We start from the raw sequence: 16,953 nt of genomic DNA on the forward strand, positions 1-16,953 counted from the left end.
TGAGACGTAGCAATACGTGAACATGGGTGGTACCGCGAAAATTAAGTTTCGCCCCGTGTCATGCCTTTTTGGTGTGATATGGGGCTTTTTTGTTTCAACGGAGCGTCCATGCATCACTAAAGAGAATAAATAAATGATAAAAGGAAAAATTTATGGCATACGATCACAAATCTATTGAAGCCAAGTGGCAAAAATATTGGGATGAACACGAGACGTTTAGGGCTCCTGATAAATCAGAAAAAGAAAAGTACTACGTTATGGATATGTTCCCCTATCCTTCTGGACAAGGATTACATGTTGGGCATCCCGAGGGGTATACAGCGACTGATATTATGAGTCGTTATAAGCGTGCTAAAGGTTTCAATGTTTTGCATCCAATGGGATGGGACGCATTTGGATTACCTGCGGAACAATACGCAATTAAAACAGGTAATAATCCAGCAGGCTTCACCAACAAAAATGTCCAAGTGTTTAAAAATCAAATTAAGTCACTTGGCTTTTCAATTGATTGGTCGCGTGAAATCAATACAACTGATCCTGAATATTATAAGTGGTCACAATGGATTTTTGAAAAGTTATACGAAAAAGGCTTAGCCTACGAAGATGAAATCATGGTTAACTGGGCTCCAGATTTTCCAGGTGGTGGTATTGTTGTTGCCAACGAAGAAGTCATCGATGGTAAGACAGAACGTGGTGGTTATCCAGTTTACCGCAAGCCAATGAAACAATGGGTTTTGCGCATTACAGCTTATGCCGATCGTTTACTTGAAGATTTGGAAGATTTAGATTGGCCAGAAGCTATTAAGGAACAACAACGTCACTGGATTGGGAAGTCAATTGGTGCTTCTGTATTCTTCAATATTGCAGATTCAGACAAACAAATTGAAGTTTATACCACACGACCAGATACGTTGTTTGGTGCCCAGTATATGGTTCTATCACCAGAACATGAACTGGTAGATGAAATCACTACGCTAGAGCAAAAAGAAGCCATTGCCAACTATAAAAAAGAGGTAGAAACTAAATCTGATTTGGAACGAACAGATTTGAACAAAGATAAGACCGGAGCCTTTACAGGTGCTTATGCTACTAATCCAATCAATGGTGAGAAGTTACCTATTTGGATTGCTGACTATGTTTTGTCTTCTTACGGTACTGGTGCTATCATGGCTGTTCCAGCACATGATGATCGTGATTGGGAATTTGCTAAAAAGTTCAATTTGCCAATTAAAGCTGTTATTGAAGGTGGCGATGTTGAAGAAGCTGCTTACACTGACGATGGTACGCATATTAATTCTGGCTTCTTAGATGGGTTAAATAAGCAAGAAGCCATCGATAAAGCTATTAGTTGGTTGGAAGAACATAATGCTGGTCATCAACAAATTAACTATCGCTTGCGTGATTGGATCTTTTCACGTCAACGTTATTGGGGTGAACCTATTCCAGTTATTCATTGGGAAGATGGTACACAAACCCTCGTTCCTGAATCAGAATTGCCATTGCGTCTACCAGAAATGACACAAGAACAATTAAAACCTTCTGGAACGGGAGAATCACCATTAGCTAATGCTACTGATTGGCTAAATGTTACTCGTGAAGATGGTGTTAAGGGGCGTCGTGAGACCAATACCATGCCGCAGTGGGCTGGTTCATCATGGTATTTCCTACGTTATGTTGATCCGCACAATTCAGAGGCGTTGGCTGATCCTGAAAAGTTAAAGTACTGGATGAATGTTGATTTGTACGTAGGTGGTGCAGAACACGCTGTTTTGCATTTATTGTATGCACGTTTTTGGCACAAGTTCTTATATGACTTAGGTGTTGTACCAACTAAAGAGCCATTCCAAAAATTAGTTAACCAAGGCATGATCTTAGGTGAAAACCACGAGAAAATGTCTAAATCTAAGGGGAATGTTGTTAATCCTGATGAAATTGTTAACAATTATGGCGCAGATACATTACGTGTATATGAAATGTTCATGGGGCCATTGACACAAAGCAAGCCTTGGTCTGAAGATGGCGTTGCCGGATCGCGTCGTTGGTTGGATCGTGTATGGCGTCTGCTAGTTGATGAGGAAGATAAGTTACGTGACCATGTAACAACGGTCAACAAAGGGGACTTAGATAAAATCTATCATCAAACAGTTAAAAAAGTTTCGGAAGATTTGGAGAATATGCGATTTAACACAGCTATTTCTCAATTAATGGTTTTTGTTAATGAAGCATATAAATCAGAAGCCTTACCTGTCCAGTATATGGATGGTTTTGTTCAAATGTTGGCGCCGATTGCACCACACTTAGCTGAAGAACTATGGTCAAAACTTGGACATGAAGAGGATATTAGTTACGTTTCATGGCCAACTTATGACGAAAGTCAGCTTGTTGAAGATAGTGTGGAAATTATTTTCCAAGTGAATGGTAAAGTGCGTGGTAAAGCCACTGTTGCTCGTAACATTGATAAAGATGCTATGCTCGACTATGCTAAGGCTGATGAAAATGTCCAGAACTTTATTTCTGGTAAGGAAATTCGCAAAATAATTGCGATTCCTGGTAAGTTTGTTAATATTGTGGTAGGTTAAGATATCGAGTTAACAAATTTATACTTTATTGCTAGTTGAAGAAAAGCAATAATCCCGTTTTTGCGGGGTACATAATTAAAAATGAGGTCTCAAACATGACGAATGATCAACGTCCAGAAAAATTCAACGGTAATAGTCGCGTTGATAAAACAGATGTTGACGGTAAAACGTTAACGGCTGATGAAATTCTAGCATTGGCAGGACGGCACTTACAAGAAAAACGTAATCTGGGACCAAAAACGACACGGAAGTCACGTAGCCATGCTACTATACCTCAGCCAACAGAACAAGAAATTTTGGCTATTAAAGAGAAAAATATTCGTGCACGGCAAAAAATTATAAAAAAGAAACCTAATTTGCAGGTTCCAGAACAACTATCTACTGCTGATAGCTCTCTAGAGAAACAACCAACGACAAAAGAAAGCAATCAAGCAACATTAATTAAAGGTTCAGCGTGGTTGTCCGTTGGAAACATGGTTTCACGCGTCTTAGGCGTTGTATACTTAATTCCGTGGATGGCCATGCTTGGTAGCTACGGTACAAGAGCGAACGGCTTATTTAACCAAGGATATACCATCTATGCAATCTTTTTAGCGATAGCTACATTTGGTATTCCTGCAGCCATTTCAAAAGTAGTCGCGGAATTGGCAGCTAAAAACGATGTCTACCGATCAAGGCAGTTAACAAGGCAATCTATGGCCTTGGGTATTGTACTAGGCATAGTGTTTGGTTTGATTTTGTACTTTGCTGCTCCCGCCTTATCCAATGACAATGCTGATGTTATTCCAGTACTTCATTCCTTAGCACCGGCGGTAGCTATTTTTCCTTTAATGTCAATGATCCGTGGCTTATTTCAAGGGCATCAATTAATGAGTATATCAGCCATGTCACAGGTTGTAGAACAAATTGCTCGGGTTGTTTACATGCTAGTAATGGCAGTTATTGTGTTAAAAGCTGACCCAGATAATTGGACTGGTGTAGTTGTGCAATCAACTTTTGCAGCATTTATTGGTGCCATTTTTAGTATGTTGGTATTAATGTGGGGATGGGTGAAGTATCGTCATATATTGTCCCGACCAGTGCTTCACTCTGTAAAACACGAAAAGGCTAGAACACTCAGTTTAGTGCTAAATATTTTGAAAGAATCATGGCCATTTATCATTATTGGCTCTGCTATAACACTGTTTCAAGCTGTCGATCAGTATTCATTCTTTAGCATAATGAATCACTTTTTTTCCGTTTCTAAATCGGATTTGTTGGAAAAATTTTCACTCTTTAGTGCAAATCCCAATAAGCTCATAATGATTATTGTGCCATTTTCAACTAGTATAGCGGCGACAGCGTTACCAATGTTATCAGGTAGTAAAGCTGCGTTAACTTATGAAACGATTCAAGATCAATTAAAGCAGGTATTGAAGTTGTTCTCTTTGATTATGTTGCCTAGTGTTTTGGGAATGTATGCAATTGCAGAACCTTTGTATAAAATGTTCTATCCAATTGAGGCCTCAAACCAAGAAGGTATTTACATGCTACAATACTCAACAATCTTGGCATTGGTATTTAGTTTGTTCATGTTGCTTGCATTTGTATTACAAGCTCTTTCAGAAGTTAAAATTGTTATGAAAGCATTCTTTGTTGGCATTATCATTAAAATCGTTTTGCAGATTCCATTGATACGCTATTTTGAAGGTATGGGTGCTTTGATGACGAGCGTGATTGGCATGTTCATTTCAATTCTCTATATGTTGGACTTTTTGCAAAAGGTTTATGGTGTTTCATTTAGTATGATTGGTAAAGAACTATGGCAAATGTTTATGGCTTCAGCCCTAATGGCTATTGTTGCCTATATTATCGTCTTTGCTATGGACAACTTTATTTTCCCAATGGATACAAAGTTCTCGGTTACTGTGACAACTTTTAGTGCGGTCTTGATTGGTGGCGCTTTGTTAATCATAATGTATTTGCGAATGGGCTTGGGAGATGAGTTATTAGGCCGAAGAATGCGTTATATTCCTAAAATACTGCAACCAAAACGATGATTTTTCATCGTTTTTTTTATGATAAATAACACCTATAAAGACAATAAAAAATTCTTAAGATAGTACTTTTTGAGGATTATATAGGGTATGCTAAAATTAGGTTTTAAATTAAGCTTTTAGCGGAGGCAAAACAATGACAGATTCTCAAACTGTGTTGCAGCCAGAATTAATCAATCGGCTCGATAGTAAAATTATGTACCTCGGACAATTACAGTCTGCTGTAATGAACCAACAGGTGCCCCAAGTATATGAATTACTTGACTCCAAAAAATTTAACGAGCAAATTCGCCAACGTCCTCATGCAGATTCTAATGCCTTACTCGCCCAAATGGTTACTGACATTCATGATAATCTGGCAATTTTCTTAGCACCTGAATTATTGAAATATTTAAAACAACAGTTTAGTTTTTTTGATTTTGTGGCAACCAGCGATGAACCATCAATTTATCAAGTGTATATTGGCACTTGGTGGGATCACCGCCAATTTGCAATCTTAGACGTGTTGTCGCTCACGTTAACAATTAATAAAAAAATAGTCAGTGAATGGCAAGAAACAATTAAATTGCCAACTGGTGCAAATATCAATGATATTCAAATTCGTGAAATAAAACAAATTACGAATGGCTTACAAACTTTTTTGGACGATGAAACTAAACGGAATTTAGAAGTGCAAGTTTTAAATGATCAGTTAGCTCAACTAAAAGAAAATAAATCTGGACTGCTAGGACGTACTGATAAAAAGGCTCGGGAAGAATTAGAAAATAAACGTGATTTGTTGTTGGCCTCGCAGCAAAGAGTTCCTGAAGTAAAAGCTAAGTTAGCTGAACACGAATCCGAAATGCTTCAATTGGAAAAAGATGACGCTTTACGTCACCTAGAAATCGAAGAAATATTGTCACATTTTGATGACATTGACGCTTTCATTCAAAAAGTAGATCACCTTTATGTTGACTACTTGAAAACACTATTGCAGAAGAAATGATATGAATTTTGATACTTATAATTATTCACAACAATTGAAGAAAGACTTAGAAGTGTTTCAACGGTGGCAAGTGTTAATTGAAGCACTTTCTGAAGCCAATCAGACTGCTGAAATATTGGATATTACCAAAAAAATATTGGCTTTTGACGTTCATAAATCAGAAATTATGCGTGTAGCGAGTGAACACTGGTACCCCAATACACATTGGATTGCTGTGGCTTTCTCAAACTTAGCTAAAATGACCTCGCTATCGCATACGCAAGTCATTTTACCAAAGATGCAAAAAGTGGCTGAACTCCATTTTGAAGAATTTCCAAACGCGGCTTTCCAATTTACCAAGGCACCTTTAGCTGCAGGAGGTTATTATTTAGAAGAAATATCTCAAAATTTACGCGTTGCATACTGGGATATTGTAAATAAACGTTTTTACTTAGACACTGTGCATTTCATGAAGTTAGTGCAAACAGAAGCCATTCAAATCGCTGGTGTTGAGGCATTAACTATTTTTCAAAAGCGCTTGACAGCAATTAGCTATCTTCTAAAAGATAACGAGTATTCTATTGATATTGTCGGACTTGATATGACAGATACTCAAAATTTGATGATGCAGCAAAAGGATTTGTCAGCTGAAATACTTGATAGTTTGTTTGTTGAGGCGGCAAAGCAAAACTTTGTCTTAACGTTATTACAAAATGATAAAGACGGAGCGGTATTAAAAATAGGATCTGTATCATTAGAGATTATTCAGCACCGTGACCAACAAGAGCACGCGGTCTGGCAATATGATATCATTGATAATAATAAACGTGTTACAATTTATACACTGTTTCAACAATTACCTTTTTTTGCCAACTGGTATGAAAAATGGTTTAATGAAGTTGGTCTGAAGGACAAACGTGCAGTTTTTGTGGATTAAAGCCAAAACTGGCGTCGATTAGAAAGAGGAAACATTATGACAATATTGATTATAATTGCGATCGTTGTAATTATCGCTGTTGCTTGGGTTAGCATTTACAACTCGCTTGTAAAAACACGCATGCAAACAAAAGAATCTTGGAGCCAGATTGACGTTCAATTAAAGCGTCGTAATGATTTGATTCCAAATTTAGTGGAAACTGTTAAGGGGTACGCTAAGCATGAAAGCGGTACGTTAGAAGAAGTAACGAAACTTCGTCAAGAGGTGGAACGGGCCGCAACGCCGGCTGATAAAATGGTTGCCTCAAACCAATTGACTGGTGTTTTATCTGGATTCTTTGCCCGTGCTGAAGCTTATCCTGATTTGAAAGCTAATACAAACTTTACAAAGTTGCAAGAAGAACTAACAAACACGGAAAACAAGATTGCCTATTCACGTCAGTTGTTTAATTCAACAACAGCACTTTACAATACGAAGTTACAACAATTTCCAAGTAATATTGTTGCGGGAATTCATCATTTTGAACCTAGTGAATTTTTGCAAGTCCCAGAAGCTGAGAAAGAAGTCCCTACGGTTAAGTTCTAATGTTGTACCAACAAATACAATCAAATAAACGGCGCACCATTGTATTATTATTTGTATTTTTTATTTTGGTAGCCTTAGTCGGAGCTGCAGTAGGTTACCTATTGCTTAATTCCTTAGAAACTGGCGTAGTTGCGGCCATAGTTATTGGTGCTATTTACACAATTATTATGGTTAGTAATTCAACTAATGTAGTCATGGCGATGAACCATGGTCACGAAATCAAAAATGCTGACCAAGCTCCAGAACTGTGGCACACAGTCGAGGACATGGCGATGGTTGCTCAAGTACCGATGCCACGGGTATTTATTATTGATGACGATAGTCCTAATGCTTTTGCTACCGGAAATAATCCTGAGCATTCGGCAGTTGCCGCCACTACTGGGCTACTGAAGATTATGAACCGAAGCGAGTTAGAGGGTGTTATCGCTCACGAAATGAGCCATGTGCGCAACTACGACATACGAATTTCAACTATTGCTTTAGCCTTAGCCGCTGCTATCACACTATTAACTAATATTGGTGGTAATTGGTGGTTTTGGGGCAGTGGTGATAGGCGACGGAATGATGATCGTAATGGTGGTGGTGGTTTACAAATACTGTTGTTAGTATTTTCGATTTTAATGATGGTTTTAGCACCGTTGGCTGCTGCAGCAATTCAAATGGCGATTTCACGTAACCGTGAATATCTTGCTGATGCTGGTAGTGCGGAGCTAACGAGAAACCCACAAGGATTGATTTCAGCATTACGAAAATTAGGTAACGCACAGCCGATGAAGGATGTGGATTCTTCATCAGCTGCATTGTATATTAGTAATCCTTTGAAGAACAAGGAGCGTTTGTTTGATACGCATCCACCAATTGAAGAACGTATTGATCGTTTAGAAAAAATGTAAAATGCGTAAAGGTTAATATAATTGAGCAAAACAAAAAGTCACGAACATATTCGTGACTTTTTTTGTTATGATAAAGAATGATGTAATTTGAATTTTGTGGAGTGTTGGGCGATGAAAAATATTAAAATTAACTGGCGAAAAGTACTACTTACGATACTCATCTTTTTTGCTAGTTCAGTTGTACAAGTAGTTGGATTAAACGCTTTTTTAATTCCTAATAATGTTTTCTCAGGTGGATTTAACGGTATTGCGCAGCTATTATCTTTGTTCTCCCAAAACTTTTTCCACGTTAGCATGCCTACTGGAACATTTATTATGATATTCAACATTCCAGTTGGAATTGTTGGTTGGAAAATGATTGGTGGTAAATTTACAATATTGAGCTTTGCTAATTCACTATTCGTATCTGCTGTTCAAATTATTGCGCCAACACAAGCCCTAACCACGAATCCGCTGTTAGCAGCCTTATTTGGTGGCTTATTAATTGGTGCTTCGATCGGATTAGCCATGAGATATGGTTTTTCAACAGGTGGCATGGATATTGTCGCGATGGTTGTTCAAAAGCGGACCGGAAAATCGATTGGTGCGCTGATGAACGTGATTAATTTCGGCGTTGTTGTTATTGCTGGTTCATTTATAGGCTGGCAAAATGCCTTATTCACAATCATTGGTATTTATGCAACCGGTCGTGTTGTTGATACGCTATATACTGGTTATCAGAAGTTGACGGCAATGATTGTGACCTCCAAAGGGGATGAAGTCGTTGCAGAGTTGCACAAAGACCTAATCCGAGGAATTACCATTTTACCATCGAAAGGCGCCTATACCAAACGTGATTCGACAACATTAATGATGGTTCTTTCCCGTTACGAATTATTTGAAATGCAAGAGGTCGTCCATCGTGCTGATCCAAAAGCGTTTATCAATTTAATGAACACAGTTAGTGTTTCAGGGGAGTTTCTTGATGCTGACCGTCAGCTGCAGATGAAGCGGGCGGTCGCTGTTCCAAAAGTTGAAACCGTCGAGGCGCAGATTGAAGCTGAACAACGGCTAGAAGAGCAACTTGAAAATTTAGACGATAAAAAGTAAAATATAGGAAATAGAAGGAGAATACTTATGCCAATAGTACAAGTCGAATTGCTTGAAGGTCGTACTCACGAACAACTTGCCAAAATGGTGAAAGACATTACCAATGTTATTGTTGAGGACGCAGGCGCATCACGAGAAGCTGTTCACGTTATTTTACGCGAAATGCCAAAAGACCATTATGCGGTTGGTGGTGTCTTAAAAAGTGATCAATAATTTTATTACAAACGATTAAAAACGGGGTATTTTATTCACCCTGTTTTTTTGTAGAAATAAAATTTCAAGTTAGTAACAATAGTGCATTCCTTATGTTTTTTTAACAATTTCATGATAGAATTAAAATGTTAAGAAAAATTTAAACATTGAGAGTAAAAAATAACACTGATTGTGGTGTTTAGAGTGGAAAGGTAGGGAAATATGGAACGACTGGATAAAAAAGTAGTAGCTTCAGGACTGAGTTTATTAGGTCTGGTAGGCGTTGGCTCGGGTATCGCCCATGCTGATGATGTTAAAAGCACTGTCAACAAGGCTGTTAATTCTGTTGCCGAAGCTGCTGGACTAATTGATAATAAAACGGTTAATCTCACTCAAAAGAGTTTAACAATACCAAAAGATAAAGTAGCTCATATTGAGACACCAGCTGAGAAAAAAGTTTCCCAAAAAGCCACTACTAAATTAACATCATATAAAGTAAAGGCTGGAGATTCTCTTTGGTCGATTGCTCATAATCATAATTTGAATGTAGATGATCTCGTGAGTGAGAATAATAATTCTGATTTGATATCAGTAGGGCAAACATTAAACTTGCCAACTAGTGTTGGCGCCGATACACAAACAACAGTGGCTGATCAATCACCAACAGACATTAATAAAAGTACTGATTCCTACGCTGACTCGTTGCAAACTGCCGCTAGCGCACCTGTTTCAGAGGTGTCAGCAGCTGGTAACGTAGAATCAACGGAATCTTCAGTCACTTCTAGTACTTCCAGTCAAGATTCGTTGGCCTCGAGCTCAGCAGCTGAAAGCTCAGTATCTTCGACTCCATCAAGTGAAGAATCAACGTTGGCAAGCACCACAGATTCTAGTGTGTCAAGTGGAGAATCAGCGCCATCAAGTTCAGAGAGTTCAGTGACAGAGAGTTCGGCAGTCTCGAGCGGATCAGATGAAGAAACAAGTTCAGCGACGGAGGCCACCTCTTCAACAACGTCTAGCACGGCAGATGTAGCGTCAGAAACGCAAAACACATCAGGCAATACTAGTAGTAGTGAGACAACAGCTGCAAGTGACGCTACAGCTTATACGAGTTCTGCAGATTCAACTGCAACAGATGCTTCAGCCAACATCAATAGTTCTTACGGTGCAGCTGCTGTTTCAAGTTCCGAGTCGAGTGCTGGGCAACAGTATAATCAGCTATCTTCAACTACGAACAGCAACGGTAATTTAGTCAATCTTTCTACTGGGTCTGTCAGTCAAATAGTAAATTCTAATACAACACAATCTGCGTCTGGAAATTCTGCCGCAATTATTGCGCTAGCGCAACAATTGGTAGCACAAAATATTCCTTATGTTTGGGGTGGAGGAACGCCTTCAACTGGGTTGGATTGCTCTGGATTAGTGAGTTATGTTTTCAAAAATGCTGCCGGCATCTCATTACCACACTCGTCCGTTGAACAAGAAATGTACACTCAAAAGAAGTCGGTTTCTCAAGCTCAGCCAGGTGACTTACTATTTTGGGGTACGCCAGGCGCTTCATACCATGTGGCTATTTATATTGGCAATAATCAGTATATTGCCGCACCAAAGCCTGGATTGAATGTACGCGTTGAAACGATTTCACCGAACTTTTTGCCATCTTTCGCCGGTTCAATTAAGTGATTTGGTGCATCAAAGCAAGAGACTAATTGTAGTATGAGCACTAATCCATCAAGAGGGATAAGTGCTTTTTATTTTATTTTTAAATAAATAGTAACCATTACTTTTATGTGGTATAATTAATTCATGAGTTACTTTAAGTAAGCTCATTTTACTATTGTAATTACTGACAGTTACTACACATTTCTTCCATGATTAGATAATTGTAACTTACAATTTCATTTATCTGTTTGTCAGCATTGCATTATTTAAGCGCCGTAGCAGGTGCTTTTTCTTTTGAACAATCCTTGTTTTATTGACTATCGTTTTGGCTTGTAACCTGCTTTTAGAGAACTTATAATTAATAATATAGTTTGGTTGATCTTCAATGAGAAAACTTGAACTTTTGCGAAAGCCACTCACCCCCGTGTGGCTTTTTGTTTTGCACTTTTTGAGGTAAATGGACCCATTATTAGAATCAAAATAATTTACAAACATTATGTACTACGATATGATTGATTTGTAACATTGAATAAACCTCAAGGAGAACATGTACGATGACAGTTGAAGAAAAATTTGATAATGCCAAGGACAAGATTGCTGGAAAAGCAAAGGAAGTTGAGGGGAAAGTTACTGGTGACAAACAACGGGAATTACAAGGTAAAACCCAAAACATTTTCGGTAAGGCAAAAGACGCTGTAACTGATATCAAGGATGCAGCAGAGGAAGCCGTTAAAGATACAATTGATGACTACAAGCAAGATAGCAAAAAAAATATTGATAAATAAATATATGAAGAAAAAAGCAACTGATTGTAAATAAAAAAATCAGGTGCTTTTTTTATAAGTTATTGAGTGTTTAATTAGTTGTAAATTACATATTTCTAGGAAAATTTTAAGTCAAGTCAGATGGTTTTTTCCTGCCTAACTAACGGTTGCTTTTTCTCATAAAAGCGGGTAATATGATAACAACAACTAAAGAAGTTATTTGCAGATATATCGTTGGAAAACGGCCAACAGTTTCTACCACGCCCCAAAAGTCGTGACTATCCGCAAATGTTTTTGACGATTCAAAAGCATTTGTGGATCTCTGTGTCCCAGATGCTTTTTTTGTGTTTAAAGATGATGGCGGATCCGTTAACAATTGTGTTAACAAAAAGGCCTGATTAAATTATATAAACTACCGGTGAAGTTCGTGTTAAAAACAAATTGCAATACCTACTGGGGATGGGTTCAATTGTTTATTTGTTTATACGACAAAGGTAGAATGCATGTTTATTTTGGAGGATCTTATGCAGAAGTTTAGTTCAACAAACAAGTTTGTCCCAATGGGATTAACATTTGAAGACGTCAAGTTAGTTGACGACTTACAGTCAACTGTGACACCTGAATCTGTTTCGGTGACCACAAGCTTAACACCTACTTTGAAGCTTAATATTCCATTACTATCAGCTGCGATGGATACAGTGACAGAAGCACGCTTTGCCACAGCTTTAGCTAAGTTAGGTGGCCTTGGTGTCATTCATAAAAATATGACAATTAGTGCACAGGCTGATGAAGTTCGCAAGGTTAAAACGGCAACGTTTGACTCAGCGGACTTTCCTAATGCGGCTGTTGATGCTGAAGGACATCTGCTTGTTGCTGGTGCCGTTGGTGTAACGAATGACACTGTAGATCGTGTGCAAGCTATGGTTGAAGCAGGAGCTGATGCAATTGTACTGGATTCCGCACATGGACATTCTGAGGGCGTTATCCGCAAGGTATCTGAGGTGAGGTCGACTTTCCCTAATTTAAATATTATTGCTGGTAATATTGCAACTCGAGAAGGTGCAGCTGCATTATACGATGCGGGCGCTGATGTTGTTAAAATTGGAATTGGCCCTGGATCAATTTGTACCACACGTGTGGTTGCTGGTATTGGTGTACCACAAGTTTCTGCTATTCGTGATGCCGCCCTTGAAGCGGCTGCACGTGGCAAGAAAATCATTGCTGATGGCGGTGTTAAAACATCATTAGATATTGTTAAAGCAATATCAGCTGGTGGGAATGCGGTTATGCTTGGATCAATGTTTTCTGGGACGGAAGAAACACCCGGTGAAGTGTTTGAGGACAATGGTCAAAAGTACAAAACATATCGAGGTATGGGTTCAATTGCTGCGATGGAAAATGGATCAAAGGATCGTTACTTCCAAGGTGAAGTGAACGAAGCTAAAAAGATGGTACCAGAAGGTATTGAAGCTCGTGTTACATATAAAGGCGATTTGACAACCATTTTAAATGCTATGTTAGTAGATATTCATAAAAAAATGGCACAATTAGGAGAAACGACGATTGATGACTTAGTTAATCATGAGCATATCGCACGTGATAGCGAAGTATTTGATTTCGAAGCAGCAACAGATAAGCAAAAGCCTGTTGTTGCTGCCCAATTCTAATTATCATTGCAAATAATAGTTCAATCATCTTTGGAGAAAATCATGCCTGAAAATACAGAGTTTATAGGTCTTGGCTACGATCAAGTTTTGTTAGTACCAGGAGCCTCAAATGTTTTACCATATAGTGTTACCTTGCGTACACAATTGTCAGAAAATTTTGAATTAAATATTCCGCTTGTTTCAGAGGCTTTTGGTCCGGAAACAGATACACGTGTTGCGCCAACTGCTTTGAATGGTGGGTTAGGCGTTGTTGCTGAGCAAGAAGATTTATCAAAACAAGTAGCCAGTTTGCAACAAGTTAAGGAGACAGTCGTTGATACTGAAAAATATCCTAATGCTTTAGTTGATTCACAGAATCATTTACGTGTAGCAGCTGAAGTGTGGTTAGTGGCTGGTGCAGAAACTCGTGTTGCTGCATTGGTTAATGCAGGAGCGGATGCTATATTCTTTTATTTGCATGGAGCGTTAGCTAAGAATACGCGTGATCTTATTAAGCAAATACGACAAGCATATCCAGATTTGTTCATTGCTGTTGGTGTCGTTGAAGATCAAAGCATTGCTGCTGCTTTATATGAAGCAGGAGCAGATACAATACTTGCAGGACGTTCAGTTGACTCATTACTACCAAACGACATTACATACCCATTCTTAACAGTCACAATGAATATTGCAGATGTGGCAGCTGCATATGACAACAAATCAGTCATTGCTGTTGGTGGTATTCATTATTCGGGTGACATTGTTAAAGCGATTGCAGCAGGGGCAGATGCGACAATGGTATCAGATCTGTTAAAAGGATCAGTACTGGAATCTGACGGTTCGTTTAAAGAAGGAGATATGTCAATTGATGATGCAATCTTCCAAACTGATGGTGGATTACGTGCCGGAATGGGTTACACGGGGTCACAAACAATTGAAAGCCTAAAATTGAATGCTAAGATTGTTCAAATAACAGATAACGGTTTGCGTGAATCACATCCACATGATGTTGAAATTACTAAACAAGCGCCTAACTACGCGAAAGGATAAGCAATGGTTGACAAACTTGATAAAGTCTTAGTTTTAGACTATGGAAGCCAATATAATCAATTAATCACACGACGTATACGTGAAATGGGTGTGTTTTCAGAACTTAAGTCACGTAATATGACTGCCGAAGAAATCAAGTCCTATAATCCCAAGGCCATCATCTTGTCTGGTGGTCCTAAGTCGGTTTATGAGGAAAATGCGTTTACCATTGATAGCGAAATATTTAATTTAGATATTCCAGTTTTAGGTGTATGCTACGGTATGCAACTAATGGCACAAGAATTAGGCGGTAAAGTTGAAGCTAATCCAGGCAATGGCGAATTTGGACAAACTGTCCTACAACAAACTGAGTCTGCTGGGCGATTATTAGCTGATACACCAGTATCACAAACTGTTTTGATGAGCCATTCAGATAATGTCATTGAATTACCTGAAGGATTTAAAGTGATTGGTGGCTCAGATAAAACACCAATTGCTGCTATTGCTAACGAAGAGCGTCGCTTGTATGGGGTTCAGTTCCACGCAGAAACGACCTTGTCAGAAAATGGTAAGCAAATTTTAACGAATTTTGTTAAAAATATTGCTGAAGCAGAATCTAACTGGGACATGAGTGGATTTATTGATGAACAAATTCAAAAAATTCGCGAAATTGTAGGCGATAAAAAGGTATTGCTTGGACTATCAGGTGGTGTTGATTCATCCGTTGTTGGTGTTTTGTTGCACCGCGCGATTGGTGACCAATTGACATCTATATTTGTGGATCATGGCTTGCTCCGTAAAAACGAAGCAGATCAGGTGATGACAATGTTGGGTGGCAAGTTTGGATTAAACATCATTAAAGTTGATGCCCAAGAACGTTTTTTGGATAAATTGGCCGGTGTTTCAGATCCTGAACAAAAGCGAAAGATTATTGGAAATGAGTTTATCCAAGTTTTCAATGATGAGGCTAAAAAGTTAGATGGCATTGAATTCTTAGCACAGGGTACGCTATATACTGATGTGATTGAATCTGGTACCGATACGGCACAAACTATCAAGTCACATCATAACGTTGGTGGCTTACCAGAGGATATGCAATTCCAGCTAATTGAGCCACTTAACACATTATTTAAGGATGAGGTTCGTGAATTAGGTGAAAAGTTGAATATGCCACACGAAATGGTTTGGCGTCAACCATTCCCTGGCCCTGGATTAGGGATTCGTATTCTAGGAGACATCACTGAAGACAAGTTAGAAATTGTACGTGACTCTGATTGGATTTTGCGTGATGAAATCGCCAAAGCTGGTCTAGAAGGAGACATATGGCAATACTTTACGGTATTGACTGGTGTCCGTTCAGTTGGTGTCATGGGTGATTACCGTACTTACGATTACACGATAGCAATTCGTGCCATTACTTCTGTCGATGGTATGACAGCTGATTTTGCACGTATGCCATGGGAATTATTGCAAAAAATATCAGCTCGTATTGTCAATGAAGTTGGTCATATTAACCGCGTGGTGTATGATATTACGGCTAAGCCACCTGCAACAGTTGAATGGGAATAATCTCCAAAAAAATAAACCTCAAATGAGGTTTATTTTTTTCGACAAATTATCTGTCTTTATTTAATTAATATGTACGTCCAGAAGGACTTTTTATTTCAAGAAATTATTGCGGTTTTCCCAAAGATATGAAATTGCTAAAATAAGCAAGCCTAAGTTAGAGGCAATAATAGCAAAAGTTGGTTGGCTCATAATCCAACTAATCAAAGACGCAAACATAAGTATGAGTGAAATCATTAAAACAAAAACTGACACTTTTTTCATAAAATATTCTCCCTAATTTTAATCGTGATTGCTTGAAATTAAATGCAAAACATAAGGCACGACTACTACCGTTCATGTTATCACAGCAATTATCTTTATTCAAATAGACCGCTTATCAAACAAAGCGTAACGTTTGGCTCAATGTGACTATTTTTATAGTGATGGAATAAATATGAAACACAAATAAATGAGCACAATAATTTGCACTACAATCCCTACAACAGCTGTGATGATCATATAACGATTATGAAGGATTAGTCCAGCGATTAACAGTGCAGTTAATAGAAGGGTCAGAACAAATAACAATGAAAAGGGCACTATCATATTCTCCGATGTTTTTGCTACTGCTATTTTATCACAGATGGCCTGAGAAAAATCCAACGGAATATCGACTTTTATACAGTTATTGCGTCTGAAATAGCAAAAAGACTGCAATAAGAATATTGGTCAAACAAATGGATTATAGATAATTTATGTGAACATAAAGAAACGAAAAAAACAAAACAGTATTGTTTGAATAACAATACCAAAAGAGGTGATAATGATTGTTCCGCGGCTGCGAATTATAATTCCGACGAATAAAAAAGTAATTAAACAGAGTGTTACGAATAAAATAAAAGTGTAAAGAAAAATAATTGTCATGATGACTCCTTAATGAGCTTAGTAAAAATTATATCAAATTCTGTAAAAGGCGTACACACTCGATTTTGAGAATAAATATTGACATAGACAAACCACCCACAGAAACGA

General features: G+C 38.2%; 14 protein-coding genes and 1 riboswitch. Of the genes, 13 read left to right on the plus strand and 1 reads right to left on the minus strand.

Annotated elements, in window-relative coordinates; translation table 11 throughout:
* Positions 1-152: 152 nt before the first annotated feature.
* From leuS to guaA, 13 genes are all read left to right on the plus strand, one after another.
* A complete protein-coding gene (gene leuS / locus RHP64_RS03130; protein WP_014324452.1) occupies positions 153-2,579 on the plus strand; it encodes a leucine--tRNA ligase in 2,427 nt (808 codons plus the stop codon).
* Between the two features lie 95 nt (positions 2,580-2,674).
* A complete protein-coding gene (locus tag RHP64_RS03135) occupies positions 2,675-4,618 on the plus strand; it encodes a putative polysaccharide biosynthesis protein (protein WP_025267884.1) in 1,944 nt (647 codons plus the stop codon).
* Positions 4,619-4,751: 133 nt separating this feature from the next.
* Positions 4,752-5,600, plus strand: coding sequence for a hypothetical protein (locus RHP64_RS03140; RefSeq protein ID WP_011679447.1), 849 nt, complete (start codon positions 4,752-4,754; stop codon positions 5,598-5,600).
* A gap of 1 nt (position 5,601) precedes the next feature.
* Positions 5,602-6,516, plus strand: coding sequence for a hypothetical protein (locus RHP64_RS03145; RefSeq protein ID WP_014324454.1), 915 nt, complete (start codon positions 5,602-5,604; stop codon positions 6,514-6,516).
* Between the two features lie 36 nt (positions 6,517-6,552).
* Positions 6,553-7,101, plus strand: a complete 549-nt coding sequence (locus RHP64_RS03150; protein ID WP_011679449.1) for a LemA family protein — start codon at positions 6,553-6,555, stop codon at positions 7,099-7,101.
* The gene (gene htpX, locus RHP64_RS03155) at positions 7,101-7,994 is read left to right on the plus strand and encodes a zinc metalloprotease HtpX (protein ID WP_011679450.1); all 894 of its coding nucleotides are present in this window, start codon (positions 7,101-7,103) and stop codon (positions 7,992-7,994) included. The genes RHP64_RS03150 and htpX overlap by 1 nt, the downstream gene beginning before the upstream one ends.
* Positions 7,995-8,105: 111 nt before the next feature.
* The gene (locus RHP64_RS03160) at positions 8,106-9,083 is read left to right on the plus strand and encodes a YitT family protein (RefSeq protein ID WP_011679451.1); all 978 of its coding nucleotides are present in this window, start codon (positions 8,106-8,108) and stop codon (positions 9,081-9,083) included.
* Between the two features lie 27 nt (positions 9,084-9,110).
* Positions 9,111-9,296: a 2-hydroxymuconate tautomerase gene (locus RHP64_RS03165; protein WP_004164395.1), complete on the plus strand. Its 186-nt coding sequence runs from the start codon at positions 9,111-9,113 to the stop codon at positions 9,294-9,296.
* Between the two features lie 201 nt (positions 9,297-9,497).
* On the plus strand, positions 9,498-10,955 hold the full coding sequence (locus RHP64_RS03170; RefSeq protein ID WP_025267885.1) for an NlpC/P60 family protein: 1,458 nt from the start codon (positions 9,498-9,500) through the stop codon (positions 10,953-10,955).
* Between the two features lie 533 nt (positions 10,956-11,488).
* Positions 11,489-11,719: a CsbD family protein gene (locus RHP64_RS03175; protein WP_011679453.1), complete on the plus strand. Its 231-nt coding sequence runs from the start codon at positions 11,489-11,491 to the stop codon at positions 11,717-11,719.
* A 183-nt stretch (positions 11,720-11,902) separates the two neighbouring features.
* Positions 11,903-11,999: riboswitch (purine riboswitch) on the plus strand.
* A 223-nt stretch (positions 12,000-12,222) separates the two neighbouring features.
* Entirely contained in the window at positions 12,223-13,365 is a 1,143-nt protein-coding gene (guaB, locus tag RHP64_RS03180; protein ID WP_025267887.1) for an IMP dehydrogenase, read from the plus strand.
* Between the two features lie 42 nt (positions 13,366-13,407).
* Positions 13,408-14,394 (plus strand): IMP dehydrogenase, encoded by a 987-nt coding sequence (locus RHP64_RS03185; protein WP_025267888.1) that lies wholly within the window; start codon positions 13,408-13,410, stop codon positions 14,392-14,394.
* A 3-nt stretch (positions 14,395-14,397) separates the two neighbouring features.
* Complete coding sequence (gene guaA, locus RHP64_RS03190; protein ID WP_025267889.1) at positions 14,398-15,942, plus strand: glutamine-hydrolyzing GMP synthase; 1,545 nt, start codon at positions 14,398-14,400, stop codon at positions 15,940-15,942.
* A gap of 90 nt (positions 15,943-16,032) precedes the next feature.
* Here guaA and RHP64_RS03195 read toward each other — a convergent pair whose 3' ends face one another.
* A complete protein-coding gene (locus RHP64_RS03195) occupies positions 16,033-16,203 on the minus strand; it encodes a hypothetical protein (protein WP_011679456.1) in 171 nt (56 codons plus the stop codon).
* Positions 16,204-16,953 lie beyond the last annotated feature (750 nt).

Source organism: Leuconostoc sp. XM4, assembly GCF_055698815.1.

Bases quoted from the DNA above. Each gene is read 5' to 3' on its own strand.
- leuS (WP_014324452.1), top strand. From the start codon at position 153: ATGGCATACGATCACAAATCTATTGAAGCCAAGTGGCAAAAATATTGG.
- RHP64_RS03135 (WP_025267884.1), top strand. From the start codon at position 2,675: ATGACGAATGATCAACGTCCAGAAAAATTCAACGGTAATAGTCGCGTT.
- RHP64_RS03140 (WP_011679447.1), top strand. From the start codon at position 4,752: ATGACAGATTCTCAAACTGTGTTGCAGCCAGAATTAATCAATCGGCTC.
- RHP64_RS03145 (WP_014324454.1), top strand. From the start codon at position 5,602: ATGAATTTTGATACTTATAATTATTCACAACAATTGAAGAAAGACTTA.
- RHP64_RS03150 (WP_011679449.1), top strand. From the start codon at position 6,553: ATGACAATATTGATTATAATTGCGATCGTTGTAATTATCGCTGTTGCT.
- htpX (WP_011679450.1), top strand. From the start codon at position 7,101: ATGTTGTACCAACAAATACAATCAAATAAACGGCGCACCATTGTATTA.
- RHP64_RS03160 (WP_011679451.1), top strand. From the start codon at position 8,106: ATGAAAAATATTAAAATTAACTGGCGAAAAGTACTACTTACGATACTC.
- RHP64_RS03165 (WP_004164395.1), top strand. From the start codon at position 9,111: ATGCCAATAGTACAAGTCGAATTGCTTGAAGGTCGTACTCACGAACAA.
- RHP64_RS03170 (WP_025267885.1), top strand. From the start codon at position 9,498: ATGGAACGACTGGATAAAAAAGTAGTAGCTTCAGGACTGAGTTTATTA.
- RHP64_RS03175 (WP_011679453.1), top strand. From the start codon at position 11,489: ATGACAGTTGAAGAAAAATTTGATAATGCCAAGGACAAGATTGCTGGA.
- guaB (WP_025267887.1), top strand. From the start codon at position 12,223: ATGCAGAAGTTTAGTTCAACAAACAAGTTTGTCCCAATGGGATTAACA.
- RHP64_RS03185 (WP_025267888.1), top strand. From the start codon at position 13,408: ATGCCTGAAAATACAGAGTTTATAGGTCTTGGCTACGATCAAGTTTTG.
- guaA (WP_025267889.1), top strand. From the start codon at position 14,398: ATGGTTGACAAACTTGATAAAGTCTTAGTTTTAGACTATGGAAGCCAA.
- RHP64_RS03195 (WP_011679456.1), bottom strand. From the start codon at position 16,203: ATGAAAAAAGTGTCAGTTTTTGTTTTAATGATTTCACTCATACTTATG.